Genomic DNA, 25,956 nt, shown 5'->3' on the forward strand with positions numbered 1-25,956 from the left:
GGAAGGATAAGGACATCACTATGAACACCCCCATGCTCGGCGGATACGCCGCAGGCGGCCAGGCCCTCGGCGGCCTGCAGGCGCCAGGCTCCCGCTACATCCTCCCGTCGTTCGAGGAGCGCACGGCCTACGGCTACAAGCGCCAGGACCCGTACGCGAAGCTGTTCGAGGACCGCATCATCTTCCTCGGCGTGCAGGTCGACGACGCCTCGGCCGACGACATCATGGCCCAGCTCCTCGTGCTCGAGAGCCAGGACCCGGACCGCGACATCGTCATGTACATCAACTCGCCCGGCGGCTCGTTCACGGCCATGACCGCGATCTACGACACGATGCAGTACATCCGCCCGCAGATCCAGACCGTGGTGCTCGGCCAGGCGGCCTCCGCCGCGGCCGTGCTGACCGCCGCCGGCACCCCGGGCAAGCGTCTGGCGCTGCCGAACGCACGCATCCTGATCCACCAGCCCGCCGTCGGCGAGGCCGGCCAGGGGCAGGCCTCGGACATCGAGATCCAGGCGAACGAGATCATGCGCATGCGCACCTGGCTGGAGGAGACGCTCGCCAAGCACTCCAACCGCTCGGTCGCGCAGGTCAACAAGGACATCGACCGCGACAAGATCCTCTCGGCCGAGGAGGCGCTGGAGTACGGCCTCATCGACCAGGTGCTGACCAGCCGCAAGACGCTGCCGGCGCTCGTCAAGTAGCTCCACACGGATGAACGAACGGGACGGTCTGAACGACGACCGTCCCGTTCGCCGTGTACGCCGCCCCACGGGAGGAGGGCGAGGCGCCGCTCGACCACGGCAGCTGGCCATACGACATCCCGGCGGTCAGGCAGCTGTTGCGCGACGGGCTGGAGCTGCCCCGCGGGGTGACGTTCCTCGTCGGAGAGAACGGCAGCGGCAAGTCCACCATCGTCGAGGCGATCGCAACCGCGTACGGCCTTCCGCCGGAGGGCGGGAGCACCAACGGCTCGCATCGCACCCGGCCGACCGAGTCGCCGCTGGGCGCCCGCCTGCTCATCGAGCGCACGCCGGGAGCGCCGCGGTTCGGGTTCTTCCTGCGTGCCGAGACGATGCACGGCTACTACACCTATCTGGAGTCCATCGGGAGCCCGGACCGCCTTCACACCGTGAGCCACGGCGAGTCCTTCAACGAGTTGCTGGCCACGAAGCTCAACCATCCTCGCTACGTCACCGGATTCGCGTGCCTCGACGAACCGGAGGCCGCTCTCTCGTTCGACTCGACGCTGAAGTGGCTGGCCGAGCTGAACGACATGGTCGCCCGAGGCACCCAGATCCTCTGCGCGACGCACTCGCCGGTCCTGGCGGCTCTGCCCGGCGCCCGCATCCTCGAGGTGGGCGACTGGGGGATGCGCGAGGTCGCGTGGGAGGACCTGGAGCTGGTGAGGAACTGGCGTCTGTTCCTCGACGCGCCCGGCCGCTACTTCCGGCATCTGCTCTGAGCGGTCCTTCGGGCGTGTCTGCTCCTGGCATAACCACCCCGCGTGTCGAATCCCCTCCGGTGCGCCCCAATGTCGCCGTCTCGGGTTAGGCTCGACGGAGAGACCCGAAGAAGGAGGGGGAGACGGATGGCACGCATCGGGGAGAGCGCCGATCTGCTCAAGTGTTCCTTCTGTGGCAAGAGCCAGAAGCAGGTGCAGCAGCTGATCGCCGGTCCTGGCGTGTACATCTGCGACGAGTGCGTCGAGCTCTGCAACGAGATCATCGAGGAGCGGCTCGCCGAGGCGGGCGAGGAGGCCTCCGGTGAGTTCGACCTCCCGAAACCGAAGGAGATCTTCGGCTTCCTCGAGGAGTACGTCATCGGCCAGGAGCAGGCGAAGCGCGCCCTGGCCGTCGCCGTCTACAACCACTACAAGCGGGTGCGGGCCAAGCAGACCCTCACCTCGGCCGACGCCATGGACGACGTCGAGATCGCCAAGTCGAACATCCTGCTGATCGGCCCCACCGGCTGCGGCAAGACCTACCTGGCCCAGACGCTCGCGCGCCGGCTCAACGTGCCGTTCGCGGTCGCCGACGCCACCGCTCTGACGGAGGCCGGTTACGTCGGCGAGGATGTCGAGAACATCCTGCTCAAGCTCATCCAGGCCGCCGACTACGACGTCAAGCGCGCTGAGACCGGCATCATCTACATCGACGAGGTCGACAAGATCGCCCGCAAGGCCGAGAACCCGTCGATCACGCGCGACGTCTCCGGCGAGGGCGTGCAGCAGGCGCTGCTCAAGATCCTTGAGGGCACGGTCGCCTCGGTGCCGCCGCAGGGCGGCCGCAAGCACCCGCACCAGGAGTTCATCCAGATCGACACGACGAACGTCCTGTTCATCGTGGCCGGCGCCTTCGCCGGGCTGGAGGACATCATCTCCTCGCGTGCAGGCAAGAAGGGCATCGGCTTCGGCGCCCCGCTCCACTCCAAGGGCGACGACATCAACCTCTTCTCCGAGGTGCTGCCGGAGGACCTGCACAAGTTCGGTCTCATCCCGGAGTTCATCGGCCGCCTCCCGGTCGTCACCACGGTGACCCCGCTCGACCAGGACGCGCTCATGCAGATCCTGACGGTGCCGAAGAACGCGCTCGTGCGGCAGTATCAGCGCATGTTCGAGCTCGACGGCGTGCAGCTGGAGTTCGAGCACTCGGCCCTGGAGGCCATCGCCGACCTCGCGGTGCTTCGCAAGACCGGCGCCCGCGGCCTCCGCGCGATCATGGAGGAGGTGCTCGGCCCGATCATGTTCGAGGTGCCGTCCAGCTCCGAGGTCGCCCGGGTCGTCGTCACCAGGGAGGCCGTGCTGGAGAACGCGGCTCCGACTATCGTCCCGCACCGCCCGCGGCGCGAGGAGAAGTCGGCGTAATCGTCGCCGGCTTGATCAGGAACTCGGGCGCCTTCGTCACCATCAGCCAGGCCGGGAGTACGGCGAGCGACAGGATGGGCAGCACGAGCAGGTTCTGAGTGACGGCGACGCCGATGAAGATGGCGATCCAGCCGTCCCGGGTGACCGCGAGCGTGATTCCGAAGACCCCGGCGGCGACCGCCACGGGCAGCGGGATGCCCGGCACGAGCGCAGCGGCCAGCGTTCCCACGGCCGCCCCGATGAACACCGCAGGGAAGACGCGGCCGCCGCGGAACCCGGCGCCGGCCGCCACGAGCAGCGCGGCCAGCTTGACGCCGATGATCAACGCCAGCTGTCCCACCGCGTAGTCGGCGCGGTTCTGGACGAGCGCGCTCATCTGCTCCAGCCCCTTGAAGAGCGTGATCGGGCCGCCGAGCGCGCCGAGCAGGCCGAGCACGACACCGCCGGCGAGCGTGATGAGCAGCGGATGGCGCAGCGCGTGGAACGCGCGGTGGACCAGCGGGAACAGCACGGCGCCGAGCAGGCCGAGCGCGGTGGACACCACCCCGATGATCAGCGCGGCCAGCACGTCCCAGCCGCTGATCTGCGTGTACGCCGGCATCGGGATCCCGAAGTGGGGGTGCGCCAGCAGGGTCATGGTGAGCGACCCGGCGGCCGCCGAGACGAGCGGGAGGAACAGCTTGTCCCACAGCGCACCGCCGCCCTTCACCGCGGCGACGACGCCCGTGAAGACCAGCGCCGCGGCCACCGGGGTGCCGAACAGCGCTCCGATCGTGCCGGCGGCGGCCATCAGCATGACGATGCGCGCCGGGACGGCCTTCCAGAGCCGGCCGACCAGCGCGACCAGGAGGCTGACGTTGATGGCGATGATCGGGTTCTCCGGCCCGAGGCTCACGCCGCCGGCCAGCCCGAGCACCGCCGCGAGGGCGAGCGATGGCACTACGCCGACCTTCAGCGGGGCGGAGACCAGATCGGTCGTCGCGGAGTCGGGTCCGGCGTGGCCGGGGACGAGCCAGACGGTCAGCCCGACCGCGATGCCGGTGGCGGTGAGGATCAGGAAGATCCACCAGCCCGACGACGGGTCGATCCCGAGCGCCTTCGGCAGCGAGGTCCAGATGCCGTCGTCGATGACGGCGGCCAGCTCGTCCACCGCCCACAGCGTGAGCGCGCTGACCACGCCGATGACGACGGCGGGGATGGAGAGGAGGAGCAGCGACCGCACAGAGGGTGCGGCCAGTTCCGGTTCCGGTGCCGTCGAGGTCATGATGCCCCCTTCTCACGTTGCGCTCAGGCTAGAGGGCGCCGAGGGAAGGGGGCTAGGTGCAGTTCGGGACCGCCGGCTCAGCCGTCGAGGCCGCGGCGCTTCAGCAGCGGCTCGATCACGGCGTCACGGCCGCGGAAGTCGCGGTACGCCTCCAGCGGGTCCTTCGAACCGCCGACGCCGAGCAGGCGGTTGCGGAACCGGTCGCCGTTCTCGCGGCTGAGGCCGCCGTTCTCCGTGAACCACTCCACCGTGTCGGCGTCCAGGACCTCGCTCCAGATGTAGGAGTAGTAGCCCGCGTCGTAGCCGCCGGAGAAGGTGTGCGCGAAGTAGGTGCTCGCGTAGCGCGGCGGCACGGCCGGGTTGTCGAGTCCGACCGCCGCGAGGGCGGCCGCCTCGAACGCGGCGACGTCGGTCACCGTGTCGTCGGCGGTGATCGCGTGCCAGGCCTGGTCGAGCAGGGCGGCGGCCAGGTACTCGCTCGTCGCGAAGCCCTCGTTGAACGACTCGGAGGCGTGCAGCTTGTCGATGAGCTCCTGCGGCATCCGCGCGCCGGTCTCGTGGTGCACCGCGTAGTTCGAGACGATCTCGGGCCACAGCATCCACATCTCGTTCACCTGGCTCGGGAACTCGACGAAGTCGCGGAAGACGTTGGTGCCGGCGAACTTGGGGTAGGTCACACGCGCGAACAACCCGTGGAGGGCGTGGCCGAACTCGTGGAACAGCGTGTTGGTCTCGTCGTAGGTGAGCAGGGTCGGCTCGCCGGCGGCCGGCTTCGGCACGTTGAGGTTGTTGACCACGACGGTCGGGTAGCCCAGAAGCTCGGACTGCGAGATGAGCGGGTTCATCCAGGCCCCGCCGCGCTTGGAGTCGCGCGTGTAGAGGTCGAGGAGGTAGAGGCCGAGCCCGGAGCCGTCCTCGTTGCGCACCTCGAAGACGCGCGCGTCCGGGTGGTAGGCGACCAGGTCGGGCCGCTCCTCGAAGGTGATGCCGTACAGGCTGGTGGCGGCGAAGAAGACGCCGTCGCGCAACACGCGCTCCGCCTCGAAGTACGGGCGCATCGCCGCGAAGTCGACGTCGTAGGTCGCCTGGCGCACGGTGTCGGTGAGCTTCGCCCAGTCCCAGCTCTCGACCGTCTCGCCGTCGCCGAGCTGTCCGGCGAGCACAGCGTGCTTCTGGAGGTCGGCCTGCTCGGAGCGCGCGTTGCGGGCGGCGGGAGGCGCGAGCCGTCCGAGCATGTCCGCGACCGCCTGCGGTGTCCGCGCCGTCTCGTCCGCCGTGACGAAGGCGGCGTGCGTGTCGAAGCCGAGCAGGCGGGCCCGCTCGGCGCGCAGCCGCGTGATCTCCAGCACCAGGTCGCGGTTGTCGTGCTCGCCGCCGCGGATGCCTCGGGAGCGGGAGGCCGCCATGATCCGCTCGCGGGCGCGGCGGTCGGTCAGGCTCGCGAGCCACGGGTGGCCGGTCGGCAGCACGAGGGTGACGACGTACTTGCCGTCGAGCCCGCGCTCGCGGGCGGCCTCCGCCGCAGCCGAGAGCTCGCCCTCGCCGAGGCCGTCCAGCTCCTCGGCCGAGTCGAACACGACCGCGAGCTCGTTGGTGTCGGCGAGCAGGTTCTTCTCGAAGCGCGTCGTGAGCGTGGAGAGCCGCTGGTTGTACTCGCGCAGGCGCTCCTTCTGCTCGTCGTCGAGCCCGGCGCCGGCGAGCGTGAACTCGGTGAAGTACCGCTCGATCAGGTACACGCCCTCAGCGTCGAGCCCGAGGTCGTGGCGCCGCTCGTGCAGCGACTCGATGCGAGCGTAGAGCGCGGGGTCCAGCCGGATGGCGTCCTGGTGCGCGGAGAGCAGGGGAGCGATCTCCTCCTCCAGTGCGTTGGTGAAGTCGGTGCTGTCGGACGAGCTCTTGTTGAAGAACACCTCGGCGACGCGCTGCAGCACCTGCCCGGAGCGTTCCAGCGCGACCATCGTGTTCTCGAACGTCGGCGCGTCGGGGGAGGACGCGATCGCCTCGACCTCGGCCAGCTGCTCCGCGAAGCCCTGCTCGAACGCGGGACGGTAGTGCTCGTCCCTGATGTCGGCGAACGGCGGGAGCTGGTAGGGGAGCGGACTGGGGGAGAGGAAAGGGTTCGAGGAGTCGGCCATGCCCTCAGCCTAGAGGCACCGAATTAATCGCTCAGCGCGCCGCGGCGGCGCTCGGGGTCGAACCTAGGATTGCACCATGAAGATTGTCGATCGCTACATGCACGGTCATCACGAGAGCGTCCTCCGATCCCACGAGTGGCGGAATCTGGCCAATTCGGGCGCGTACTTCGCCGGCCTCCTCCGGCCGGGGATGACCGTGCTCGACGTCGGAAGCGGCCCGGGCACGCTCACGTTCGACATCGCGGCGCGCGTGGCGCCGGGCTCGGTGATCGGGGTCGACCGGAGTTCTGACATCGTCGAGCACGCCACCGAAGCCGCGACCCGTCGCGGTGCGGCGGGAGTGTCCTTCGCGGTGGGTGACGCGTACGCGCTCGACTTCCCGGACGACTCCTTCGACGTGGTGCACGCGCACCAGGTGCTCCAGCACCTGTCGGACCCTGTGGCGGCGCTGCGGGAGTTCCGCCGGATCGTGCGCCCGGGCGGCTTCGTCGTCGCGCGCGACGTGGATTGGGGCGGCACGATGTGGGCGCCGCTGCTCCCGGGCCTGGCCGAGTGGATGCGGATAACCCAGGCCGTCCAGCGCGGCAACGGCGGCGAACCCTCGGCCGGCCGCTTCCTCCGGTCATGGGCGCTCGACGCCGGCTTCGCGGACGTGACGAGCTCCGCGTCGGTGTGGTGCTTCGCGTCCGACGAGGAGCGGCGCTGGTGGGGCGGGCTCTGGAGCGAGCGGGTGACGGATTCCGACTGGGGCGCCCAGGCGCGGGAGGCGGGCGAGGCGGACGCGGACACGCTCGACGCGGTCTCCCGGGCATGGCTGGAGTGGGCCGCGGACGCGTCGGGCTGGTACGGGATGCCGCACGGGGAGATCATCGCGCGCGGCTGAGCGGGCTCCTCCGAAGGCTCTCTTGCAAAGAGTCGATTGCAAACGAACAATTGCAAAGTAGTGCTTGCAAAGAACTCTTTGCGTAGCTACTCTGGTCTCATGTCCACCGATGACGAGTACGAGCCGCACTTCGAGTCCCTCGGCATGCCCGCCCTGCGCGCACTCGCGCACCCGCTGCGCGTCGAGATCATGAACGAGCTGTCCGACTTCGGCCCGGCGACGGCCTCCATGCTGGCGGAGCGGCTGGGGGAGTCGAGCGGGGCCACCAGCTACCACCTCCGACAGCTCGCCAAGCACGACATCATCGTGGAGGACACCGAGCGCGGCAGCGGCCGTGAGCGCTGGTGGCGGATGGCGCCGGGCGGCGTCACGATCGGCGGCCCGGAGACGCTGGAGACGCCGGCCGGCCGCGAGGTCACCGAGCAGATCTCGCTGAGCTGGGCGCAGAACAACGAGCGCCGGCTCAACTCATACCTCCGCCGCGGTCTCGACACGTTCGGGACGGAGTGGGTGGAGGCGTCGGCGTTGTCGACCTCCCACCTGGAGGTGACCCGCGAGCAGCTCGCCGAGTTCGCGACCGAGTACTACAAGCTGCTCAACCGCCTCAAGGAGAAGTGGAAGGCCGAGCCGGCCGGCGAGCGCAAGCGCATCCAGGCGCAGTTCAACGCGTTCCCGCTGGTCGAGCAGGAGCACCGCACAGAGGAGCGCCGCACAGAGGATCGGCCATGACCGCCGCGACGACGGAGAAGACCCGCCTCGGCGACGGCTTCGGCCGGCTCTGGAGCGCCGCCATCGCGAGCAACCTCGCCGACGGCATCGGCCGCACCGCGGTCCCTCTGATCGCCACCACGCTGACCCACGATCCCGCGCTCATCGCCGGGCTGACCGCCGTGACCTTCCTGCCCTGGCTGCTGTTCGGCATCCCGGCCGGGATGCTGCTCGACCGCGTCGACCGGCGGGCGGCGATGGCCGTCGCCAACGCGGTCCGGTTCGCCGTCGCCGCCGTCGTGGCGCTGCTCATCGCCACGGACGCGCTGACCATCTGGAGCCTGTACGCCTGCATCCTCGCTTTCGGGCTCGGCGAGACGGTCTTCGACACCGCGACCACCACGGTCACGCCCAGCATGGTGACCCGCGGCCAGCTCGACCGCGCGAACGGACGGCTCCAGTCCGCCGAGATCGTCGTGGAGAACTTCATCGCGACGCCGATCGCCGGCTTCCTGTTCGCCGCCGCGATCGCGCTGCCGCTCTGGCTGACCGGCGCCGGCTTCCTCATCTCGGTGCTGCTCGTCCTCACCATCCCGGTGGCGGCGGCGCGCGCGCACCTGCTCGGCGAGGAGGGCGGGGAGGCCGCTCCTCGTCCGCGGCTGGGCGCCGTGGTGCGCTTCCTCTGGGACGACCGCTTCCTGCGCAAGATGATCGTCCTCACCTCGATCACCGCGTCCGCGCTGGCGTTCGCGCAGGGCAGCGTCGTGCTGCTGCTCCTGCAGACCTACGCACTGCCCCCGTCGCTGGTCGGCGTCGTCACCGCGGTGATCGGCGCCGGCGCGCTGGTCGGCGCGCTGTGCGCCAGCGGGTTCGTGACCCGGTTCGGCCGCGGACGCGTGATGTACGTCGCCATGCTGCTCGGCGGCCTCGGCCTCCTCGGTGTCGGGCTCACCGACAACATGGTGGCCGGCATCCTCGCCTACGCGCTCGGCGCCTTCGGCGTCGCGGTGTGGAACGTCCCGTGGGGCGCGCTGCGCCAGGCGATCGTCCCGGGAGCCATCCTCGGCCGGGCGATGGGGATCGTCCGCACCATCGGCTGGGGACTGACGCCGATCGCCACCGTGCTCGGCGGCTTCGTCGCCCGTATCGATCTGCGCCTGCCGTTCCTCATCGGCGGCGTGGTCGTGGTGGTGCTCGCCCTGATCGCCACGCGCCTCCTGCTCAGCGCCGGCCGCTACGGCCAGGCGGCTGAGACCGCAACAGCAGAGACCTCAACAGCAGAGACCTCAACAGCAGAGACCTCGACACCAGAAGTCCAGACCATCCCGGAAGGAACCGCATCATGACCGCCATCGCCGTGCCCGTGCACCGGCCGTTCAGCCACCGCGCAGCACTCCGGCTCGGTCGCGCCCTCACCGCGTGGGGGATGCGCCAGCCGGCCCGCCACGACCGTCACGCCGAGCTCGTCGCGACCGTCGAGCAGACCCGCGACCGGGCCGCGCGGACGCTGCCGCAGCTCCCGCGCTGACCCGCCGTCACACTGACGCGCCGGCCCGTTACGCCTCGTCGTAGTCCGAGGGCTCGGTCTTGACCACCTGCGTGATCGTGGCCGAGTCCTCGCGCGCGTTGTAGCGGATGATCGTGCCGTCGTCGAGTTCGACGACGGGGTTGCCCTCCAGCCAGGTCAGCGTCCAGCGCCAGCCCGCGGTCTCGATGTCCGTCGCCGCCAGCTCCTCCTCGACGGTGGAGACGGCGTAGGTCACGACCTCGGGGAGGTTCGCCGGCGGGGTCTCGCCAACGGCCCAGCGGGTTCCGAGCTGCATCAGGCGCTCTCGGCGTTCTGGGCGGCCGCGAGGTCGATCTCGTAGGTGACCCACGCGGTCCTGCTCGCGACCGAGTCGTAGACGCGCTGCGCGTCGGCGTTGTCGGTCGCGGTGATCCACTGCACGACGCCGAGGCGGCGCTCCTCCGCGAGGGCGCGGACGGCCGCGATGAGCTGGTGGCCGACGCCCTTGCTGCGCTCGTCCTCCAGCACGTAGAGGTCGTCGAGGAAGAGGCCGCGGTCGCCCTCCAGCGGCCGGGCGAACTCACGAACGTTGGCGAGGCCGACGATGCGGTCGCCGTCCACGGCGACGAAGCCCTGCTCCTCGTGGTCGGGGTCACTGAGCCAGGACCACAGGACGAGCGCCCTCTGGTCGGTCAGCTCGGTGTCGTAGAACTCCGCGTACTTCGCGTACAGGTCCAACCAGGCGAAGAAGTCGCCATCCTTGACCGGTCGAACTACCGTCGACATCAGCCCCTCCGTTCGCCTTGCTCCCCGGCTCAGGAGTCCGGGAGTCGTATCGACCCTATCGCGGACCCGTTCAGGGGACGAGGTCGTAGGTGACCCACTTCGTCTTCTCCGCCACCCGATCGTAGAGGCGGCGGGCCGTCTGGTTGTCCTTCGCGGTGATCCAGCGCACGACCGAGAGGCCGCGCTCCTGGGCCAGATCGCGCAGCTTCTCGAGGAGGGCGGTGCCCGCCCCTTCGCCGCGCGCGTCCGGGAGGACGAACAGGTCGTCCAGGTAGAGACCGGTGCTGCCGTCGAGCGGGCGGGCGAACTCGCGCACGTGCGCCAGGCCGATCGGGGTGCCCTCCGCGTCGACCGCGAAGTAGGCCTCCAGGCTGTTCTCCGCGTCGGTGATCCAGCTCCACACGAGGAGGGCCTTCTCGTCCGTCACGGGGGTCTCGTAGAACTCGCCGTAGCCGGCGTAGAGGTCGAGCCAGGTGAAGAACTCGTTGTCCTCCACGCGCCGGACGTCAGCCGTCATCGTTCCTCCTCGCTCAGCGTCTGCGCAAGGAGGATATCCGTTACTTCGAGCGTGTCGGCGGCTACGAAACGCAGTTCTGCGATTCTGCCCACCGAAGCCAGGTCGGCCGAGGCCGACTCGATGGCGGCCAGCTCGTCCGCCGGCGCGCCGATGACGGCCGAGTCGACGGGCGTGCGCTGGGAGGCCTTGGCGGCCGTCTTGGCGCCGCGGATGCCGGTCAGGGCGCGGCCGACGACGGTGAGGACGGCGCGGGCGTCATCCCAGTCCCCGGCGACCTCGGCGGTCTGCGGCCACGGCGCGAGGTGCACCGATCCGGTCTCCGACCAGCTCCACGCCTCCTCGGACGCGAACGGCAGCACCGGCGCGAACAGGCGCAGGAAGGCGGACAGCGCCGTGCGGAGGGCGACCACCGCGGAGACCTGGCCGGCGTTGTGCTCGCCGTAGGCGCGCTCCTTGACCAACTCCAGGTAGTCGTCGCAGAAGGTCCAGAAGAAGGTCTCCGCCGTCTCCAGCGCGCGGGCGTGGTCGTAGCCCTCCAGCGCGGTGGTGGCGTCGGTCACGACATCCGCGAGCTGCTGCAGCATGCTGCGGTCGAGTGGCGCGGTCACCTGGGCGAGGTCGAGCGACTCCGGGGCGTCGAAGCCGTGGATGAACTTCGCCGCGTTGAGCAGCTTGATCGCCAGGCGGCGGCCGATCTTGATCTGGGTCGGGTTCTGCGGGTCGAAGGACGCGTCGGTGCCGAGCCGGGACGACGCCGCCCAGTAGCGCACCGCGTCGGAGCCGTGCTTCTCCAGGATGTCGGCCGGGGTGACGACGTTGCCCTTGGACTTCGACATCTTCTTGCGGTCGGGGTCCACGATGAAGCCGGAGATCGCGGCGTTGGACCACGGTGCGACGCCGTGCTCCAGCTGCGAGCGCAGCATGGTCGAGAACAGCCAGGTGCGGATGATGTCCTGGCCCTGCGGGCGCAGGTCGAACGGGTAGACGGTCTGGAACAGCTCGGGGTCGTCCACCCAGCCGCCCGCGAGCTGCGGGGTCAGCGAGGAGGTCATCCAGGTGTCCATCACGTCGTGCTCGCCGACGAAGCCGCCGGCCTGGCCGCGCTGCGACTCCTGGAACCCCGGCGCCGGGTCGGAGGACGGGTCGACGGGGAGGTCGTCCTCGGCCGGCAGGATCGGCTGGTCGAACAGCGGGTTGCCCACGCCGTCGAGGGGGTACCAGACCGGGATCGGCACGCCGAAGAAGCGCTGGCGCGAGATGAGCCAGTCGCCGGTGAGGCCGTTCACCCAGTTCTCGTAGCGGACGCGCATGAAGTCGGGGTGCCAGTCGAGGCTGCGGCCGAGCTCGATGAGGCGCTCGCGCAGCTTCTCGTCGCGGGCGCCGTTCTTGACGTACCACTGGCGCGTCGAGACGATCTCCAGCGGCTTGTCGCCCTTCTCGAAGAACTTGACCGGGTGCTGGATGGGCTTCGGCTCGCCGACCAGGTCGCCGGAGGCGCGCAGCAGCTCCACGACGGCCTGCTTGGCCGAGAACACGGTCTTTCCCGCGAGCTGCGCGTAGGCCTCGCGGCCCTCGTGGCTCTCGATCGCCGCCGGCGGCTCCGCGATGATGCGGCCGTCGAAGCCGATGATCGCGCGGTTCGGGAGGTCGAGCTCGCGCCACCAGGTCACGTCGGTGATGTCGCCGAAGGTGCAGATCATGGCGATGCCGGTGCCCTTGTCGGGCTGTGCGAGGTGGTGGGCGACCACGGGCACGTCGACGCCGAAGACGGGCGTGCGCACCGTCGTGCCGAACAGCGGCTGGTAGCGCTCGTCGTCGGGGTGCGCCACGAGCGCCACGCACGCGGGCAGCAGCTCGGGACGGGTGGTCTCGATGTAGATCGGGCCGTCGGCGCCGTGGAAGCCGACGCGGTGGTACGCGCTCGGCTGCTCGCGGTCCTCCAGCTCGGCCTGCGCGACGGCGGTGCGGAAGGTGATGTCCCAGAGGGTGGGCGCGAGGGCCTGGTAGGCCTCGCCGCGGGCGACGTTGCGGACGAATGCGAGCTGCGAGGTGTGCAGCGCCTCCCGGCCGATGGTCCGGTAGGTCTGCGACCAGTCGACGGAGAGGCCGAGTGTGCGCCAGAGCGCCTCGAACTGCTTCTCGTCCTCCACGGTCAGCCGCTCGCACAGCTCGATGAAGTTGCGGCGCGAGATCGGCTTCTGGTCGGCCGCCTTGGCGCTCTTGTTGTCGCCGCCCTCGTACGGAGGCACGAACTCGGCCTCGTAGGGGAGCGACGGGTCGCAGCGCACGCCGTAGTAGTTCTGGACGCGGCGCTCGGTGGGCAGGCCGTTGTCGTCCCAGCCCATCGGGTAGAAGACGCGCTTGCCGCGCATGCGCTGGTAGCGCGCCACGATGTCGGTGTGCGTGTAGCTGAACACGTGCCCGATGTGGAGGGAGCCGGAGGCCGTGGGCGGCGGGGTGTCGATCGAGTAGATCGCGGCGCGTCCGGCGGCGATGGCGCCGTCCCGATCGAATTCGAAGGTGCCGTCCTGCTGCCAGCGGCCGCCCCAGACGGCCTCCAGGCCTTCGAGTGCTGGCTTGTCGGGCACGGGGTTCGCGGCGGTCATGGCTCTCCGATTCGATATGTGCGGCACCGTGTCAACGGGGTGCCTGAGTGTGGGGATCCCTTAAAGCGTACCGGAGCGCGCCGAAGGGCACGTCGTTGTCACTTCCGGGCTCGAAAAGTGACAACGACGCGCCCCTCGATTGGTCAGGAGGCTGCGGAGGACTCCACGGCCTCGATGGTCTGGGCGTCGGCGGTGCCCTCGTCGATGATCGGGCGACGGCGTGCGGCCGCCCAGGCCGCGACCAGCGTGATGATCGACATGACCGCGAGCACGACGCCCGGGTGCCACCACGCGTTGCGCACGGCCTGCCCGAACACCAGCGTCAGCGCGGGCACGAACGAGGTGACCAGCGCCGCGACGCTGTACGCCACCGAGAGCGCGCTGTAGCGGATCGGGCTCGGGAACAGGTCGGACATCAGGCCGCCGAGGCCCGCCCAGGACAGGGTGGGCAGGATGCCGCCGATGATCATGCTCCCGACGAGGACGCCGAATGACGCGCTCTGCAGCAGGAAGTACATCGGGAAGGCGACCACCAGCGTGCCGATCGCGCCGATCGCGACGACGCGCGCCGAGCCGATCTTCGCGGCCCACAGCCCGAACAGCGGGATCGTGACCAGCTGCAGCAGGCCGCCGATCGTGGTCGCCACCAGCAGGTCCTGGAACTTGAACCCGAGCACGGCGGTGCCGTAGTCGACCATGTAGGTGTTCATCAGCGAGTACGAGCCGATGCCGAGCACGGCGGCGCCGATCGCGATGACGAACGCGACGGGGGCCTTGGTGAAGACGTCGAGCACCGGGAAGCGGTCGCGACGGCCGGTCTCCACGAGCTTGCGGAACACCGGGGTCTCGTCGATCGACCAGCGCAGGTACAGCGAGACCAGCAGCAGCGGGAACGCCGTGAGGAACGGGATGCGCCAGCCCCACGAGGCGATGTCGGCCGGGGACATGGTCAGCGTCAGGACGATGAACACCACGGCGCTGAGGATGGAGCCGACCGGCGAGCCGAGCTGGGGGAGGGCGGCGCAGAAGCCGCGGCGCTTCGGGTTGGCGTACTCGGTCGCCAGCAGGATGGAGCCGCCCCACTCGCCCCCGAGCGACAGGCCCTGCACGAGACGCAGGAGGACGAGCACGACCCCGCCGACCCAGCCGGCCGCGGCGTAGGTCGGGAGCACTCCCACGAGGCCGGTGGCGACGCCCATCAGGAGGATCGTCATCAGCAGCACGGGACGGCGGCCGATCCGGTCGCCCAGGTGGCCGAAGACCACGGCGCCGACCGGGCGGATCACGAAGCCGGCGGCGATGGCCAGGAACCCGGCGAGGACGCCGCCGAACGGGCCGAGCGGGGTGAAGAACAGCGGGCCGACGAAGAAGGCGGCGAAGTACGCGTAGAGGTAGAAGTCGTACGATTCGAGGGAGGTCCCGACGAACGATGCGATGGCGACGCGGCGAGCGGTGCCCGGCGTGATGCCCGGGCGATCGGTCTCGCTGGACGGCGAGCGTGGGGGTGGAGGTCACTGGTGTCCTTCTGACGGGGGTATTTGAACCGGGTCCAATATTAGGCGTGAGGAGACAACGCATCGTGACACCGCGGCATTCCGACGGCCAGGGCGCGCCCGGATCCGGCCGGCCCCGCGCCTCCTCGCGCGGCATGCTGGCCGAGGCGGCGGGCGAGCTGTTCCTGGAGCAGACCTACGCCGGGACGACCGTCGACGACATCGCCCGCCGGGCCGGGGTGAGCCGGGCGACCTTCTTCAACTACTTCTCCGCCAAGAGCGATCTGCTCTGGCTGGAGGTCGACGAATCCCTGGCGGCGTTCCCCGCCATGCTCGCCGAAGCCGGCGACGACGTGGAGCCGATGGCGGCCGTGCTCGCCGCGGTCCTTCGCCTGGCCGACGGCTTCGGGCCCGAACGGCTGCCGCTCGCGGTGACGCAGGTGGAGCTGATGGGCACCGACGCCGAGCTGCAGGCGTCCGCCCTCCCGCGCTTCCTCTCCGTCGTGCGTCAGGTGGCCGCCGCGATCGCCCGGCGGTCGGGCGACGATCCGGATGGCCTCCTGCCCCGGGCAGCCGCCACGGCGGTCGTCGGGGCAGCGGTCGCGGCGGCGGGCGTCTGGGCGCGCGCCGGCGTGGGCCGCGGCCCGTTGACCCCGGTGGTGCGCGACGCCGTCGAGCCGGTGTGCGCCGGCTACGCGGCGGCGCTCGCGAACCGATAGAATGGTGCGAACGACGTCGACCCGGCTATCACCGGCGAGTCTTCGGAAGAACGGCGGGCCCTCGCCCGCTCAGTAGAACCGAACGGGGCAGGCCCGTCACAGCCGCAGAACGAGAGGCTTCATCCGGCGCCGCAGGCGGAGGGGGCAAGCGGGGTGGTACCGCGACGGGCGTGCGAGCGCCCGGCGTCCTCGTGCAGATCACGACTGCCAGGAGAGACATGCCGTACCCCAAGTCCTCACCGGACGGAGCGCCCGAGCCCGCTGGGCGCCAGCCTCAGGACGTCACGCCGTCCCCGGTCTTCCCGGAGATCGAGACCGACGTCCTCGCCTTCTGGGCGGAGGACGGCACCTTCCGCGCCTCGGTCGAGAACCGCGAGGGCGCGCCCGAGTGGGTCTTCTACGACGGGCCGCCGTTCGCCAACGGCCTCCCGCACTACGGCCACCTGCTCACCGGCTACGCCAAGGACGTCTTCCCGCGCTTCCAGACGATGCGCGGCAAGAAGGTCGAGCGCCGGTTCGGCTGGGACACCCACGGGCTCCCGGCCGAGCTGGAGGCGGAGCGGCAGCTCGGCATCACCGACAAGAGCCAGATCGAGGAGATGGGACTCGCCGCCTTCAACCAGGCCGCGAAGGACTCCGTGCTGCGCTACACGCGCGAGTGGCAGGAGTACGTCACCCGCCAGGCGCGCTGGGTCGACTTCGACAACGACTACAAGACGCTCGACACCTCCTACATGGAGTCGGTGATCTGGGCGTTCAAGCAGCTCCACGAGAAGGGACTGGCTTACGAGGGCCATCGCGTCCTCCCGTATTGCTGGCGCGACCAGACCCCGCTGTCCAACCACGAGCTGCGCATGGACGACGACGTCTACAAGATGCGCCAGGACCAGACCGTCACCGTCACCTTCCCGCTGACCGGCGCGAAGGCGGAGGCCCTCGGCCTCACCGGCGTGCGCGCCCTGGCCTGGACGACCACCCCGTGGACCCTGCCCACCAACCTGGCGCTCGTCGTCGGGCCCGACATCGAGTACGCGGTCGTCCCCGCCGGCCCCAACGGCGCGGCGGACGTGCACGGGCGCGCGAGCGGCCGGCACAGCGCCGGGCTGCGCGAGGAGGACTCGCTGAGCGGCGAGTACCTGCTGGCCGTCGACCTGGTCGGCAACTACGCCAAGGACCTCGGCTACGGCTCCCCGGAGGCCGCGCGCGACGCGGTCAGCCGCACGGTCCGCGGCCGCGAGCTGCAGGGCGTCACCTACGACCGCCTCTGGGACTACTACGCCGACACCGAGAAGTACGGCACGCAGAACGCCTGGCAGATCCTCGTCGACGACTACGTGACCACCGAGGACGGCACCGGCATCGTCCACCAGGCCCCGGCCTACGGCGAGGACGACCAGCGCGTCTGCGAGGCCGCAGGCATCCCCGTGATCATCTCGGTGGACGACGGCGCGCGCTTCCTCGCCGAGGTGCAGGACGTCGCGGGCCTCCAGGTCTTCGAGGCGAACAAGCCGCTCACCACGCTGCTGCGCGAGGACGGCCGGCTGCTGCGCCAGGCGAGCTACGAGCACTCGTACCCGCACTGCTGGCGCTGCCGCAACCCGCTGATCTACAAGGCGGTGTCGAGCTGGTTCGTGCGCGTGACGGAGTTCCGCGACCGGATGGTCGAGCTCAACCAGGGCATCAACTGGGTGCCGGAGAACGTCAAGGACGGCCAGTTCGGCAAGTGGCTGGCCGGCGCCCGCGACTGGTCGGTGTCGCGCAACCGCTACTTCGGCTCGCCGATCCCGGTGTGGAAGAGCGACGACCCGGAGTTCCCGCGCATCGACGTGTACGGCTCGCTGGAGGAGCTGGAGCGCGACTTCGGGAGGCTGCCGGTCAACGCCGCGGGCGAGCCCGACCTGCACCGCCCGTTCATCGACGAGCTCACCCGCCCGAACCCCGACGACCCGTCCGGACGCTCGACCATGCGCCGCATCCCGGACGTGCTCGACGTCTGGTTCGACTCCGGCTCGATGCCGTTCGCCCAGGTGCACTACCCGTTCGAGAACCACGACTGGTTCGACAGCCACAACCCGGCCGACTTCATCGTGGAGTACATCGGGCAGACCCGAGGCTGGTTCTACCTGCTGCACACGCTCGGCACCGCGCTGTTCGACCGCCCGGCCTTCACGAACGTGATCTCGCACGGCATCGTGCTGGGCAGCGACGGGCAGAAGATGTCCAAGTCGCTGCGCAACTACCCGGACGTCAACGAGGTCTTCGACCGCGACGGCTCCGACGCGATGCGCTGGTTCCTGATGTCGAGCCCCGTGCTGCGCGGCGGCAACCTCATCGTCACCGAGGAGGGCATCCGCGAGGGCGTCCGCCAGGTGCTGCTGCCGCTGTGGAGCACGTGGTACTTCTTCTCCCTCTACGCGAACGCCACCGGCTACGACGCGACGCGCTCGACCGCGTCCACCGACGTGCTCGACCGCTACCTGCTCGCCAAGACGCGCGACCTGGTGGAGGCCGTGACCGCCGACCTGGAGGGGCTGGACTCGACGCTCGCCTCGGCCAAGCTGCGCGACTTCGCCGACGTGCTCACCAACTGGTACGTGCGGCGCTCCCGCGACCGGTTCTGGACCGGCGTGGCCGAGGACGGCTCGGGCGCCGAGGCGTTCGACACCCTCTACACGGTGCTGGAGACCCTGACCCGGGTCGCCGCCCCGCTGCTCCCGCTGGTCAGCGAGCGCATCTGGAAGGACCTCACCGGCGGCCGCAGCGTGCACCTCGCCGACTGGCCGGAGGCGGCCGAGTTCCCGGCCGACGACGCGCTCGTCGACGCGATGGACCGCATCCGCGCGATCAGCTCGACCGCTCTCTCGCTGCGCAAGCAGTCCGGCCGTCGCGTGCGCCTGCCGCTCGCGTCGCTGACCGTGGTCGCATCCGACGCGGACGCGCTGCGGCCGTTCGAGGGCATCCTGCGCGACGAGCTCAACGTCAAGGCGGTCGAGCTGGTCGAGCTCGCCGACGACAGCGCGGACGCCTACGGCATCACCAGCAAGCTGACCGTGAACGCCCGCGCCGCGGGACCACGCCTCGGCAAGCAGGTGCAGCAGGTCATCCAGGCCGCCCGCGCCGGCGACTGGTCGGAACACGACGGAGTCGTTACGGTGGGCGGCGTGGAGCTGGTCGAGGGCGAGTACGAGCTGGTCCTGGAGACCGCTCAGGCCGACGACGAGGCCACCTCGGCACTGGCGCTGCTGCCCGGCGGCGGCTTCGTCCTCCTCGACACGGCCACGACGCCGGAGCTGGAGGCCGAGGGCCTGGCCCGCGACGTCATCCGCGCCGTGCAGGACACCCGCAAGGCGGCCGGGCTCGACGTGAGCGACCGGATCGAGCTGAGCGTCGCGTTCGAGCACGACGACGACGTGGCGGCCATCGCGCTCGCGGGCGAGGCCGTCGACATCGCGGCCGAGACCCTGGCGCTGGAGTTCGAGTTCGTCTCGGCGGGCGACCGCTCCGGCGACGGCCGCGACGACTTCAGCAAGGACTTCGCCGCAGGACTGTACGCGAACGCGGGCCGGTTCACGGTCGGCGTGACGAAGGTCGAGGTGACCCGATGACCGACGACGACGACCTGCGCGAGGAGGCCGAGGCGGTCTACCAGGCGCTCCTCGCCCGCGTCGGCGAGGGCGCCCCCGAACGCCGCCTCGACGCGACCCGCCGCGCCGTCGAGCTGCTGGGCGACCCGCAGCGGGCGTACCCGATCATCCACATCACCGGGACGAACGGGAAGACCTCGACCAGCCGGATCGCCGAGAGCATCCTGCGCGCCTACGGCCTGCGCACGGGCCTCCTGACCAGCCCGCACCTGGTGCGCTTCAACGAGCGGATCATGATCGACGGCGTGCCGATCACCGACGAGGCCCTGGTGAGCAACTGGGAGGACGTCCGTCCGTACCTGGAGATCGTCGACGCCGAGCTGCAGGAGCAGGGCAAGGCGCCGCTGACCTTCTTCGAGGCGCTGACCGCCTTGGCGTTCGCCGCGTTCGCCGACGCCCCGGTCGACGTCGCCGTGATCGAGGTCGGCATGGGCGGCGAGTGGGACTCCACGAACGTCGGCGACGGCCAGGTGGCCGTCTTCACGCCCATCTCGCTCGACCACACCAAACAGCTGGGCGGCACCGTGCGGGAGATCGCGCGCACCAAGTCGGGCATCATCAAGCCGTCCGCCGACGTCGTGACCTCGGCGCAGGCTCCGGAGGCCATGACCGAGCTGGAGGAGGCCGCCCGGCTCACGGAGTCGACCCTCGCGGCGCAGCCGCAGGCGTTCGACGTCGTGAGCACGCAGGTCGCTGTCGGCGGCCAGCTGGTCACCGTGCGCGGCCGCGCCGCCACGTACGAGGACGTCTTCCTCCCGCTCTACGGCGACCACCAGGCGCAGAACGCCGCGGTGGCGGTCGCGGCGGTCGAGACGTTCCTCGGGCGCGGCACCCAGCCGCTCAAGACGGATCTGGTGGAGGAGGGCTTCGCCACCGCCACGTCGCCCGGCCGCCTCCAGCTGATCGGCGTCGAGCCGACCATCCTGGTCGACGCCGCTCACAACCCGGCCGGCGCCGCGACCCTCTCCGACGCGCTGCGGAGGTACTTCGACTTCGACGAGCTCACCTTCGTGGTCGGCAGCCTGAGCGACAAGGACGCCCGCGGCGTCATCCGCGCCCTCACCCCGGTGGCGACCCAGTTCTTCGTGACGGAGCCCGCGTCCGACCGCGCGCTGCCCGCCGAGGACCTCGGCGACATCGTGCGCGAGGAGGCCGGCGACGAGGCGACGATCGTCTACAGCGACGGGCTCGACGCCCTGGAGGCCGCCCGCGAGTGGGCGGGCGAGGAGCCGCGCCGCGCCGTGGTCGTCACCGGCTCCATCGTGCTGGTCGGCGCCGCGATGGCGTACGCCGACGAGCAGGGCTGGAAGGACGCGACCGCGTGAGCGACGCCAAGCAGCCGCGCGCGCGCCGGCAGCGCTCCCTCCGCGAGAGCCTGGGCTCGATCGTGCTCGGCTTCGAGCTGATCGTGGTCTTCCTCGGCGCCCTCGTGCTCTTCGGGCTGAACGCCCTGCCCGCGTGGGCCGCGCTCGGCGGGGGAGCGCTGGTGGTCGTGTTGATGATCGCGGCCATCGGGCTGATGCGCAACCGCGTCGGCGTCGTCCTCGGCTGGATCGTCCAGCTCCTCGTCGTCGCCGCCGGCTTCCTCCAGCCCGCCTTCTTCATCGTGGGGGCGATCTTCACGGCCATGTGGACCTACTGCATGATCGTCGCCTCCCGCATCGACCGGAACAACATCGACCGGAACAACCGAACGGAGACCAGATGACCACCGCCGTCGAAGAGACCCTCGTCCTCGTCAAGCCCGACGGAGTCGCCCGCAACCTCACGGGCGAGATCCTGCGCCGCATCGAGGCCAAGGGCTACTCGCTCGTCGACCTCCGCATGCTGCAGGCCGACCGTGAGCTGCTCGCGAAGCACTACGCCGAGCACGAGGGCAAGCCCTTCTACGAGCCGCTCGTGGAGTTCATGGAGTCGGGCCCCGTCGTCGCCCTGCGCGTCGCGGGCAACCGCGTGATCGAGGGCTTCCGCTCGCTCGCCGGCGCCACCGACCCGACCACCGCGCTGCCCGGAACGATCCGCGGCGACCTGGCCCGCGACTGGGGCCTGAAGGTGCAGCAGAACCTCGTCCACGGCTCCGACTCGCCCGAGTCGGCGCAGCGCGAGCTCGCGCTCTGGTTCGGCTGAGCAGTCGCCGAAACGAGAACGGCTCCCGGCCTTGAGGCCGGGAGCCGTTCTGCATGTTCGAGCCGATCAGACGAAGGCGCGGTGGATCCAGTCGAGCTGGATCTGAGCCAGCACCGCGACGATCGCGTAGCTGACGATCGTGATGAGCGGCACCCAGCTGTAGAGGGTCCCGAAGAACCGGCGGGCGCGCTCGGGCACCGGGATGTGCCCCTCCTTGAGGTTGTAGAGCGTCACCGCCCAGAACGTCGGGATGGTCACGGTCCAGGTGACCATGCACCACGGGCAGAGCACGTTGAGCACGGTCAGTGACTGGGTGATGAGGAAGATCACCAGCACCAGCGCGAGCACGACGCCGACGTTGAACGCGATCCAGTACCAGCGCGCGAAGCGCCCGGCGGCGAACAGGCCGACGCCGACCGCGATGGTCGCCGTCCAGCCGGCGAGGCCGAGGAGCGGGTTCGGGAACCCGAGGAGGGAGCCCTGCCACGAGTTCAGGTTCTTGCTGCAGCCGACGAGCACATTGAAGTTGCAGGAGAGCTGGGCGTGCGCGTTCTCGAGCAGGTGGAACTTGTCCTGCGTCAGCATGAACGCGGCCCAGAAGCCGATGGCTCCGGCGACGATCAGGAAGATCGCGAGGGCGGTCGGGCGGCGGTACTCCACGGGAGCGGGATCGGTCGTCTGGTCGGCGGTCGCGGTCTTCGAGGCAGGCACAGTCGGATTATGGCATGACGCGGCGCGCCCGATCTGTGAACGCGGGTTGCGCCGGTCCACGGCCCCCGACATGCGATAATCATTGGATACGTCGTCCCGGCAGCATGCCGGCCGACACGAACAGAAGGCTTGAGGGCGCCAGGTGCGCCCGAATGAACAGCCGGCCACGCAGGCCGGCACAAGACAAGGAGAGCCGGACGCGGGTGCCACGAGCACCGGCAGTCCGAGCCAGGATTACGGCAGGCGCCGCGTGCGGCGCCTCCGACGGAGAGTACCCGGTGAGCGGGTTGCCGCCACCGGTCGAGGAGTGCACCAGCGATGGTGGAAAACGAGAATATCGACAGCACGAGCAGCAACGATGAGGGAGCGGGAGGCCGCAGGCGCCGGGGCATCTTCGGCAGCAGACGGGTGACCCGTCCTGCCGGGACCGCTGAGACGCCGGTGTTCGCCGGTGAGCGCGAGATCGCCGAGCAGGAGGTCGTCGCCGAGCAGGCGGCGACCGACGTGACGGTGGCGGTCACCGAGGAGACGGCCGCGGCCGTCCCCGCCGCGGAGTCCGTCGTCGACGTCGCGACGATCGCCGCCGACGGTCACGAGCCCCCGGCCCTGCCGGAGCGCCACGGCGAGGAGCCGGAGGCGGCCGGCGCCGTCATCCCCGGCCTGCCGCCGACCACGCTCCTGTTCCAGGCGCCTGACATCCTGCCGCTGCCCCCGCTCCCGGACGAGGAGCCGACCGGCACCATGCGCCGCCGCTCGCGCCGTCGCGCGGGCGAGAACGGCCGCACCGAGGCGAACGACCCGGCGAACACCGTCGTCAAGGTCCGTACGCCGCGTGAGCCGGAGCTGATCACCGAGCCGCAGAAGGTCAAGGGCTCGACCCGCCTGGAGGCCAAGAAGCAGCGCCGCCGCGACGGCCGCGACGCCGGCCGCCGCCGCCCGGTCATCACCGAGGCGGAGTTCCTGGCGCGCCGCGAGTCCGTCGACCGGCAGATGGTCGTCCGCTCGAAGGGCGGCCGCATTCAGATCGGCGTGCTGGAGGACAAGGTCCTGGTCGAGCACTACGTCGCCCGGTCGCAGGAGGCCTCCCTCATCGGCAACGTCTACCTCGGCCGCGTGCAGAACGTGCTGCCGAGCATGGAAGCGGCCTTCGTCGACATCGGCCGCGGCCGCAACGCCGTGCTGTACTCCGGCGAGGTCGACTGGGACGCCGTCGAGACCGGCAACCAGCCGCGCCGCATCGAGCTCGCCCTCAAGGCGGGCGACCGCGTGCTCGTCCAGGTCACCAAGGACCCGGTCGGCCACAAGGGTGCGCGCCTGACCAGCCAGATCTCGCTGCCCGGCCGCTACCTCGTGTACGTGCCGAACGGCTCGATGAACGGGATCAGCCGCAAGCTGCCCGACACCGAGCGCTCGCGGCTCAAGAAGATCCTCAAGGAGGTGCTCCCCGAGAGCGCCGGCGTCATCGTGCGCACGGCCGCCGAGGGCGCCACCGAGGAGCAGCTCACCCTCGATGTCACCCGCCTCACCGCGCAGTGGGCGGACATCAGCCGTCAGGTCGAGACGCAGCAGGCGCCCGCGCTCCTGCACAGCGAGCCGGACCTCCTGATCAAGATCATCCGCGACGTCTTCAACGAGGACTTCCAGAAGCTCGTCATCGCCGGCGACGACGCGCGCCAGACGATCGAGAGCTACCTGCGCCAGGTCGCGCCCGACCTGATCGACCGCGTGGAGGCCTACACCGGCGACCGCGACGCGTTCGACGAGTACCGCGTCACCGAGCAGATCGAGAAGGCGCTCGAGCGCAAGGTCTGGCTGCCCTCCGGCGGCTCGCTGGTCATCGACCGCACCGAGGCCATGACCGTGGTCGACGTCAACACCGGCAAGTTCGTCGGCTCCGGCGGCAACCTGGAGGAGACGGTCACCAAGAACAACCTGGAGGCGGCGGAGGAGATCGTCCGCCAGCTCCGGCTGCGCGACATCGGCGGCATCATCGTGGTCGACTTCATCGACATGGTGCTGGAGTCGAACCGCGACCTGGTGCTGCGCCGCCTGATCGAGTGCCTGAGCCGCGACAGGACCAAGCACCAGGTGGCGGAGGTCACCTCGCTCGGCCTCGTCCAGATGACCCGCAAGAAGCTCGGCCTCGGCCTGCTGGAGACCTTCAGCGAGGCCTGCGAGGTCTGCGCCGGCCGCGGCGTGATCGTGCACCACGACCCTGTGGTGAAGCACCGCCAGCCGCAGCAGCAGCAGCCGCAGGGCGAGCGCCGCCGCGGCCGTGGCGGCAGCGGGAACGGGAACGGCGGCGGTCAGCAGCAGACGAGCGTGCCGCACACCACCGGCACCCACGCGATCACCGACGACGCCAAGAACGCGCTCGCGCAGATCGCGGCGTCGACCATCCACCCGCACCACGAGGGGGAGGCCGCACCGGCCGAGGCCGCGCCCGCTCCCGAGGCGCCCGCCGCCGACGCCTCGCCCAAGAAACGCCGGCGCAAGGCCAAGGGCCCCCGCGACGAGCAGCGTCCGGCTGAGACCCCGGAGGCCCCTGCCGAGCCCGCCGCGGCACCGGAGTCCGCTCCGGTCGCCGACGAGCACCCGCACCTGGACTTCCCGGTGATCGAACTCCCCGAGCCGACCGCCCCGGTGGCGCACGCCCCGGTCGCGACCGCGGTGGAGACCGAGCTGCTGCTCGACTCCGTGCTGGACTCCCTCCCGCAGCCGAAGGCGCCGGGCCAGGGTCGCAGCCGCGGCAGCCGCCGGGCGAGCACGGCCGTCATCAGCGGCGGCCAGATCGCCGGAGAGCGGCGCGAGGACTGATCCGCCTCCCGTGCGCCGTCGCCGACCCTGTCAGTGACGGCGCACGCGGTCGCGCGCCCGCACACGCAGGCCGCTGGCGATGAGCCGGGCGACCAGCTCCTTGCCGCCGACCGCGACCGCTCCCGCCGCCACGAGCTCGTCGTAGCGGCGGTCCGGCACGTCGTAGTGGTCGAGGTCGAACGCGCGCGCCGGGACGTCCGCCGCCGCGGCGAACGCGTGCAGCTCGTCCAGCGAGGAGTCGCTGACCAGGTGCGACCACAACATGCCGTGGGCGGGCCATGCCGGGGATCGATCAGGACCGTCATACAATGATTGTAGGAACCGGTCCCGTACCGGGTTCCGGTCGGTCTCGACGCCCCCTCGCTGAATTGACGGGTCGTGCGGCGTCGGGTAAAGTTGACCGTTGGTGTGTGCCGGTAGCCTGGTGCACCTCCACGGTTTTCTGAGAGCCACCCGCCGCCATCGGTGGGCGAGAAGCTCGCCAGTAACTCCCTGAACAAACAAGAGCAGGACAGGTCCACGGCTTCGCCGGGGGAGCTGATCCCCGACGAAAAGGTACGTGAAAGTGGTTTACGCAGTTGTGCGCGCCGGTGGCCGGCAGGAGAAGGTCGAGGTCGGCACCATCGTGACGATGGACCGCATCAAGGCCGACAAGGACGGCAACGTCGAGCTGGCCGCCGTCCTGCTCGTCGACGGTGACAAGATCACCTCCGACGCGAAGTCCCTCGCCAAGGTGACGGTGACCGCCGAGGTCCTGGGTGACCTGCGCGGCCCGAAGATCCACATCCAGAAGTTCAAGAACAAGACCGGCTACAAGAAGCGCCAGGGCCACCGTCAGGAGCTCACGCGCGTCAAGATCACCGGCATCAAGTAGCCGACAGAGAACCTCTCGAGGAGAAGAAGACATGGCACACAAAAAGGGCGCGAGCTCCACTCGCAACGGTCGTGACTCCAACGCGCAGCGCCTCGGCGTGAAGCGCTTCGGCGGTCAGACCGTCAACGCCGGCGAGATCCTGGTCCGCCAGCGCGGCACGCACTTCCACCCGGGCGCCAACGTCGGCCGCGGTGGCGACGACACGCTGTTCGCCCTGTCGGCCGGCGCGGTCGAGTTCGGCACCAAGGGCGGCCGCAAGGTCGTCAACATCGTGGCCGTCGAGGCCTGAGCCTCACCCC

23 protein-coding genes and 1 pseudogene are annotated in these 25,956 nt (G+C 70.4%); 15 read left to right on the forward strand and 9 right to left on the reverse strand.

Annotation, left to right across the window (positions count from 1 at the left end; all coding sequences use genetic code 11):
* Positions 1-20: 20 nt before the first annotated feature.
* The 3 genes from ACQ86L_RS01245 to clpX all read left to right on the forward strand — a co-directional run bounded on the left by ACQ86L_RS01245 (position 21) and on the right by clpX (position 2,866).
* Positions 21-704 (forward strand): ATP-dependent Clp protease proteolytic subunit, encoded by a 684-nt coding sequence (locus tag ACQ86L_RS01245; RefSeq protein ID WP_434317346.1) that lies wholly within the window; start codon positions 21-23, stop codon positions 702-704.
* Positions 705-757: 53 nt separating this feature from the next.
* Positions 758-1,465, forward strand: coding sequence for an AAA family ATPase (locus tag ACQ86L_RS01250; protein ID WP_434317347.1), 708 nt, complete (start codon positions 758-760; stop codon positions 1,463-1,465).
* Between the two features lie 126 nt (positions 1,466-1,591).
* Positions 1,592-2,866, forward strand: a complete 1,275-nt coding sequence (clpX, locus tag ACQ86L_RS01255; protein ID WP_345839226.1) for an ATP-dependent Clp protease ATP-binding subunit ClpX — start codon at positions 1,592-1,594, stop codon at positions 2,864-2,866.
* On the opposite strand, the gene ACQ86L_RS01260 is transcribed toward clpX, so the two are convergent.
* Positions 2,823-4,130 (reverse strand): ion channel protein, encoded by a 1,308-nt coding sequence (locus ACQ86L_RS01260; protein ID WP_434317348.1) that lies wholly within the window; start codon positions 4,128-4,130, stop codon positions 2,823-2,825. The two genes, clpX and ACQ86L_RS01260, sit on opposite strands and share 44 nt — an antisense overlap.
* A gap of 77 nt (positions 4,131-4,207) precedes the next feature.
* On the reverse strand, positions 4,208-6,265 hold the full coding sequence (locus tag ACQ86L_RS01265) for a M3 family metallopeptidase (RefSeq protein ID WP_434317349.1): 2,058 nt from the start codon (positions 6,263-6,265) through the stop codon (positions 4,208-4,210).
* A 76-nt stretch (positions 6,266-6,341) separates the two neighbouring features.
* On the opposite strand from ACQ86L_RS01265, the gene ACQ86L_RS01270 reads away from it, so the two are divergent.
* The 4 genes from ACQ86L_RS01270 to ACQ86L_RS01285 all read left to right on the forward strand — a co-directional run bounded on the left by ACQ86L_RS01270 (position 6,342) and on the right by ACQ86L_RS01285 (position 9,384).
* Positions 6,342-7,148, forward strand: coding sequence for a methyltransferase domain-containing protein (locus tag ACQ86L_RS01270; protein ID WP_434317350.1), 807 nt, complete (start codon positions 6,342-6,344; stop codon positions 7,146-7,148).
* 99 nt (positions 7,149-7,247) lie between these two features.
* Positions 7,248-7,877, forward strand: a complete 630-nt coding sequence (locus tag ACQ86L_RS01275; RefSeq protein WP_434317351.1) for an ArsR/SmtB family transcription factor — start codon at positions 7,248-7,250, stop codon at positions 7,875-7,877.
* A complete protein-coding gene (locus ACQ86L_RS01280) occupies positions 7,874-9,202 on the forward strand; it encodes an MFS transporter (protein ID WP_434317352.1) in 1,329 nt (442 codons plus the stop codon). The genes ACQ86L_RS01275 and ACQ86L_RS01280 overlap by 4 nt, the downstream gene beginning before the upstream one ends.
* Complete coding sequence (locus ACQ86L_RS01285; protein WP_434317353.1) at positions 9,199-9,384, forward strand: hypothetical protein; 186 nt, start codon at positions 9,199-9,201, stop codon at positions 9,382-9,384. Before ACQ86L_RS01280 ends, ACQ86L_RS01285 begins: the two co-directional genes overlap by 4 nt.
* Before the next feature lie 28 nt (positions 9,385-9,412).
* Here the strand turns inward: ACQ86L_RS01285 and ACQ86L_RS01290 are convergent, their stop codons facing one another.
* From ACQ86L_RS01290 to ACQ86L_RS01310, 5 genes are all read right to left on the reverse strand, one after another.
* A complete protein-coding gene (locus ACQ86L_RS01290) occupies positions 9,413-9,679 on the reverse strand; it encodes a hypothetical protein (protein WP_434317354.1) in 267 nt (88 codons plus the stop codon).
* Positions 9,679-10,149, reverse strand: coding sequence for a GNAT family N-acetyltransferase (locus ACQ86L_RS01295; protein ID WP_345839218.1), 471 nt, complete (start codon positions 10,147-10,149; stop codon positions 9,679-9,681). The genes ACQ86L_RS01290 and ACQ86L_RS01295 overlap by 1 nt, the downstream gene beginning before the upstream one ends.
* Positions 10,150-10,219: 70 nt before the next feature.
* Positions 10,220-10,666, reverse strand: a complete 447-nt coding sequence (locus ACQ86L_RS01300) for a GNAT family N-acetyltransferase (RefSeq protein ID WP_434317355.1) — start codon at positions 10,664-10,666, stop codon at positions 10,220-10,222.
* The gene (gene valS, locus ACQ86L_RS01305; RefSeq protein WP_434317356.1) at positions 10,663-13,272 is read right to left on the reverse strand and encodes a valine--tRNA ligase; all 2,610 of its coding nucleotides are present in this window, start codon (positions 13,270-13,272) and stop codon (positions 10,663-10,665) included. The genes ACQ86L_RS01300 and valS overlap by 4 nt, the downstream gene beginning before the upstream one ends.
* A 143-nt stretch (positions 13,273-13,415) precedes the next feature.
* Entirely contained in the window at positions 13,416-14,738 is a 1,323-nt protein-coding gene (locus tag ACQ86L_RS01310; protein ID WP_434318961.1) for an MFS transporter, read from the reverse strand.
* 113 nt (positions 14,739-14,851) lie between these two features.
* On the opposite strand from ACQ86L_RS01310, the gene ACQ86L_RS01315 reads away from it, so the two are divergent.
* The 5 genes from ACQ86L_RS01315 (at position 14,852) to ndk (ending at position 21,255) form a co-directional block, all read left to right on the forward strand.
* Positions 14,852-15,484, forward strand: coding sequence for a TetR/AcrR family transcriptional regulator (locus tag ACQ86L_RS01315; RefSeq protein ID WP_434317357.1), 633 nt, complete (start codon positions 14,852-14,854; stop codon positions 15,482-15,484).
* A 218-nt stretch (positions 15,485-15,702) separates the two neighbouring features.
* Complete coding sequence (gene ileS, locus ACQ86L_RS01320; protein WP_434317358.1) at positions 15,703-19,089, forward strand: isoleucine--tRNA ligase; 3,387 nt, start codon at positions 15,703-15,705, stop codon at positions 19,087-19,089.
* Positions 19,086-20,453 (forward strand): bifunctional folylpolyglutamate synthase/dihydrofolate synthase, encoded by a 1,368-nt coding sequence (locus tag ACQ86L_RS01325; RefSeq protein WP_434317359.1) that lies wholly within the window; start codon positions 19,086-19,088, stop codon positions 20,451-20,453. Before ileS ends, ACQ86L_RS01325 begins: the two co-directional genes overlap by 4 nt.
* Positions 20,450-20,836, forward strand: a complete 387-nt coding sequence (locus ACQ86L_RS01330; RefSeq protein WP_345839211.1) for a DUF4233 domain-containing protein — start codon at positions 20,450-20,452, stop codon at positions 20,834-20,836. The genes ACQ86L_RS01325 and ACQ86L_RS01330 overlap by 4 nt, the downstream gene beginning before the upstream one ends.
* On the forward strand, positions 20,833-21,255 hold the full coding sequence (gene ndk / locus ACQ86L_RS01335; RefSeq protein WP_345839210.1) for a nucleoside-diphosphate kinase: 423 nt from the start codon (positions 20,833-20,835) through the stop codon (positions 21,253-21,255). Before ACQ86L_RS01330 ends, ndk begins: the two co-directional genes overlap by 4 nt.
* A 66-nt stretch (positions 21,256-21,321) precedes the next feature.
* On the opposite strand, the gene ACQ86L_RS01340 is transcribed toward ndk, so the two are convergent.
* The gene (locus tag ACQ86L_RS01340; RefSeq protein ID WP_434317360.1) at positions 21,322-21,966 is read right to left on the reverse strand and encodes a vitamin K epoxide reductase family protein; all 645 of its coding nucleotides are present in this window, start codon (positions 21,964-21,966) and stop codon (positions 21,322-21,324) included.
* Positions 21,967-22,284: 318 nt separating this feature from the next.
* On the opposite strand from ACQ86L_RS01340, the gene ACQ86L_RS01345 reads away from it, so the two are divergent.
* Complete coding sequence (locus ACQ86L_RS01345) at positions 22,285-24,783, forward strand: Rne/Rng family ribonuclease (protein WP_434317361.1); 2,499 nt, start codon at positions 22,285-22,287, stop codon at positions 24,781-24,783.
* 30 nt (positions 24,784-24,813) lie between these two features.
* Here the strand turns inward: ACQ86L_RS01345 and ACQ86L_RS01350 are convergent.
* Positions 24,814-25,088 (reverse strand): annotated as a pseudogene (locus ACQ86L_RS01350) (DUF4031 domain-containing protein).
* Between the two features lie 260 nt (positions 25,089-25,348).
* Between ACQ86L_RS01350 and rplU the strand changes: the two are divergent.
* Together rplU and rpmA are read left to right on the forward strand one after the other, a co-directional pair.
* A complete protein-coding gene (gene rplU / locus ACQ86L_RS01355; RefSeq protein ID WP_434317362.1) occupies positions 25,349-25,657 on the forward strand; it encodes a 50S ribosomal protein L21 in 309 nt (102 codons plus the stop codon).
* Between the two features lie 31 nt (positions 25,658-25,688).
* On the forward strand, positions 25,689-25,946 hold the full coding sequence (rpmA, locus tag ACQ86L_RS01360; RefSeq protein ID WP_434317363.1) for a 50S ribosomal protein L27: 258 nt from the start codon (positions 25,689-25,691) through the stop codon (positions 25,944-25,946).
* The last annotated feature ends 10 nt before the right edge of the window (positions 25,947-25,956 follow it).

This window comes from Leifsonia sp. P73, from assembly GCF_051059105.1.
Lineage (GTDB): Bacteria > Actinomycetota > Actinomycetes > Actinomycetales > Microbacteriaceae > Leifsonia.

Coding starts and splice junctions, on each gene's coding strand:
- ACQ86L_RS01245 (WP_434317346.1), top strand. CDS start 21: ATGAACACCCCCATGCTCGGCGGATACGCCGCAGGCGGCCAGGCCCTC.
- clpX (WP_345839226.1), top strand. CDS start 1,592: ATGGCACGCATCGGGGAGAGCGCCGATCTGCTCAAGTGTTCCTTCTGT.
- ACQ86L_RS01260 (WP_434317348.1), bottom strand. CDS start 4,130: ATGACCTCGACGGCACCGGAACCGGAACTGGCCGCACCCTCTGTGCGG.
- ACQ86L_RS01265 (WP_434317349.1), bottom strand. CDS start 6,265: ATGGCCGACTCCTCGAACCCTTTCCTCTCCCCCAGTCCGCTCCCCTAC.
- ACQ86L_RS01270 (WP_434317350.1), top strand. CDS start 6,342: ATGAAGATTGTCGATCGCTACATGCACGGTCATCACGAGAGCGTCCTC.
- ACQ86L_RS01275 (WP_434317351.1), top strand. CDS start 7,248: ATGTCCACCGATGACGAGTACGAGCCGCACTTCGAGTCCCTCGGCATG.
- ACQ86L_RS01280 (WP_434317352.1), top strand. CDS start 7,874: ATGACCGCCGCGACGACGGAGAAGACCCGCCTCGGCGACGGCTTCGGC.
- ACQ86L_RS01285 (WP_434317353.1), top strand. CDS start 9,199: ATGACCGCCATCGCCGTGCCCGTGCACCGGCCGTTCAGCCACCGCGCA.
- ACQ86L_RS01290 (WP_434317354.1), bottom strand. CDS start 9,679: ATGCAGCTCGGAACCCGCTGGGCCGTTGGCGAGACCCCGCCGGCGAAC.
- ACQ86L_RS01295 (WP_345839218.1), bottom strand. CDS start 10,149: ATGTCGACGGTAGTTCGACCGGTCAAGGATGGCGACTTCTTCGCCTGG.
- ACQ86L_RS01300 (WP_434317355.1), bottom strand. CDS start 10,666: ATGACGGCTGACGTCCGGCGCGTGGAGGACAACGAGTTCTTCACCTGG.
- valS (WP_434317356.1), bottom strand. CDS start 13,272: ATGACCGCCGCGAACCCCGTGCCCGACAAGCCAGCACTCGAAGGCCTG.
- ileS (WP_434317358.1), top strand. CDS start 15,703: ATGCCGTACCCCAAGTCCTCACCGGACGGAGCGCCCGAGCCCGCTGGG.
- ACQ86L_RS01325 (WP_434317359.1), top strand. CDS start 19,086: ATGACCGACGACGACGACCTGCGCGAGGAGGCCGAGGCGGTCTACCAG.
- ndk (WP_345839210.1), top strand. CDS start 20,833: ATGACCACCGCCGTCGAAGAGACCCTCGTCCTCGTCAAGCCCGACGGA.
- ACQ86L_RS01345 (WP_434317361.1), top strand. CDS start 22,285: ATGGTGGAAAACGAGAATATCGACAGCACGAGCAGCAACGATGAGGGA.
- rpmA (WP_434317363.1), top strand. CDS start 25,689: ATGGCACACAAAAAGGGCGCGAGCTCCACTCGCAACGGTCGTGACTCC.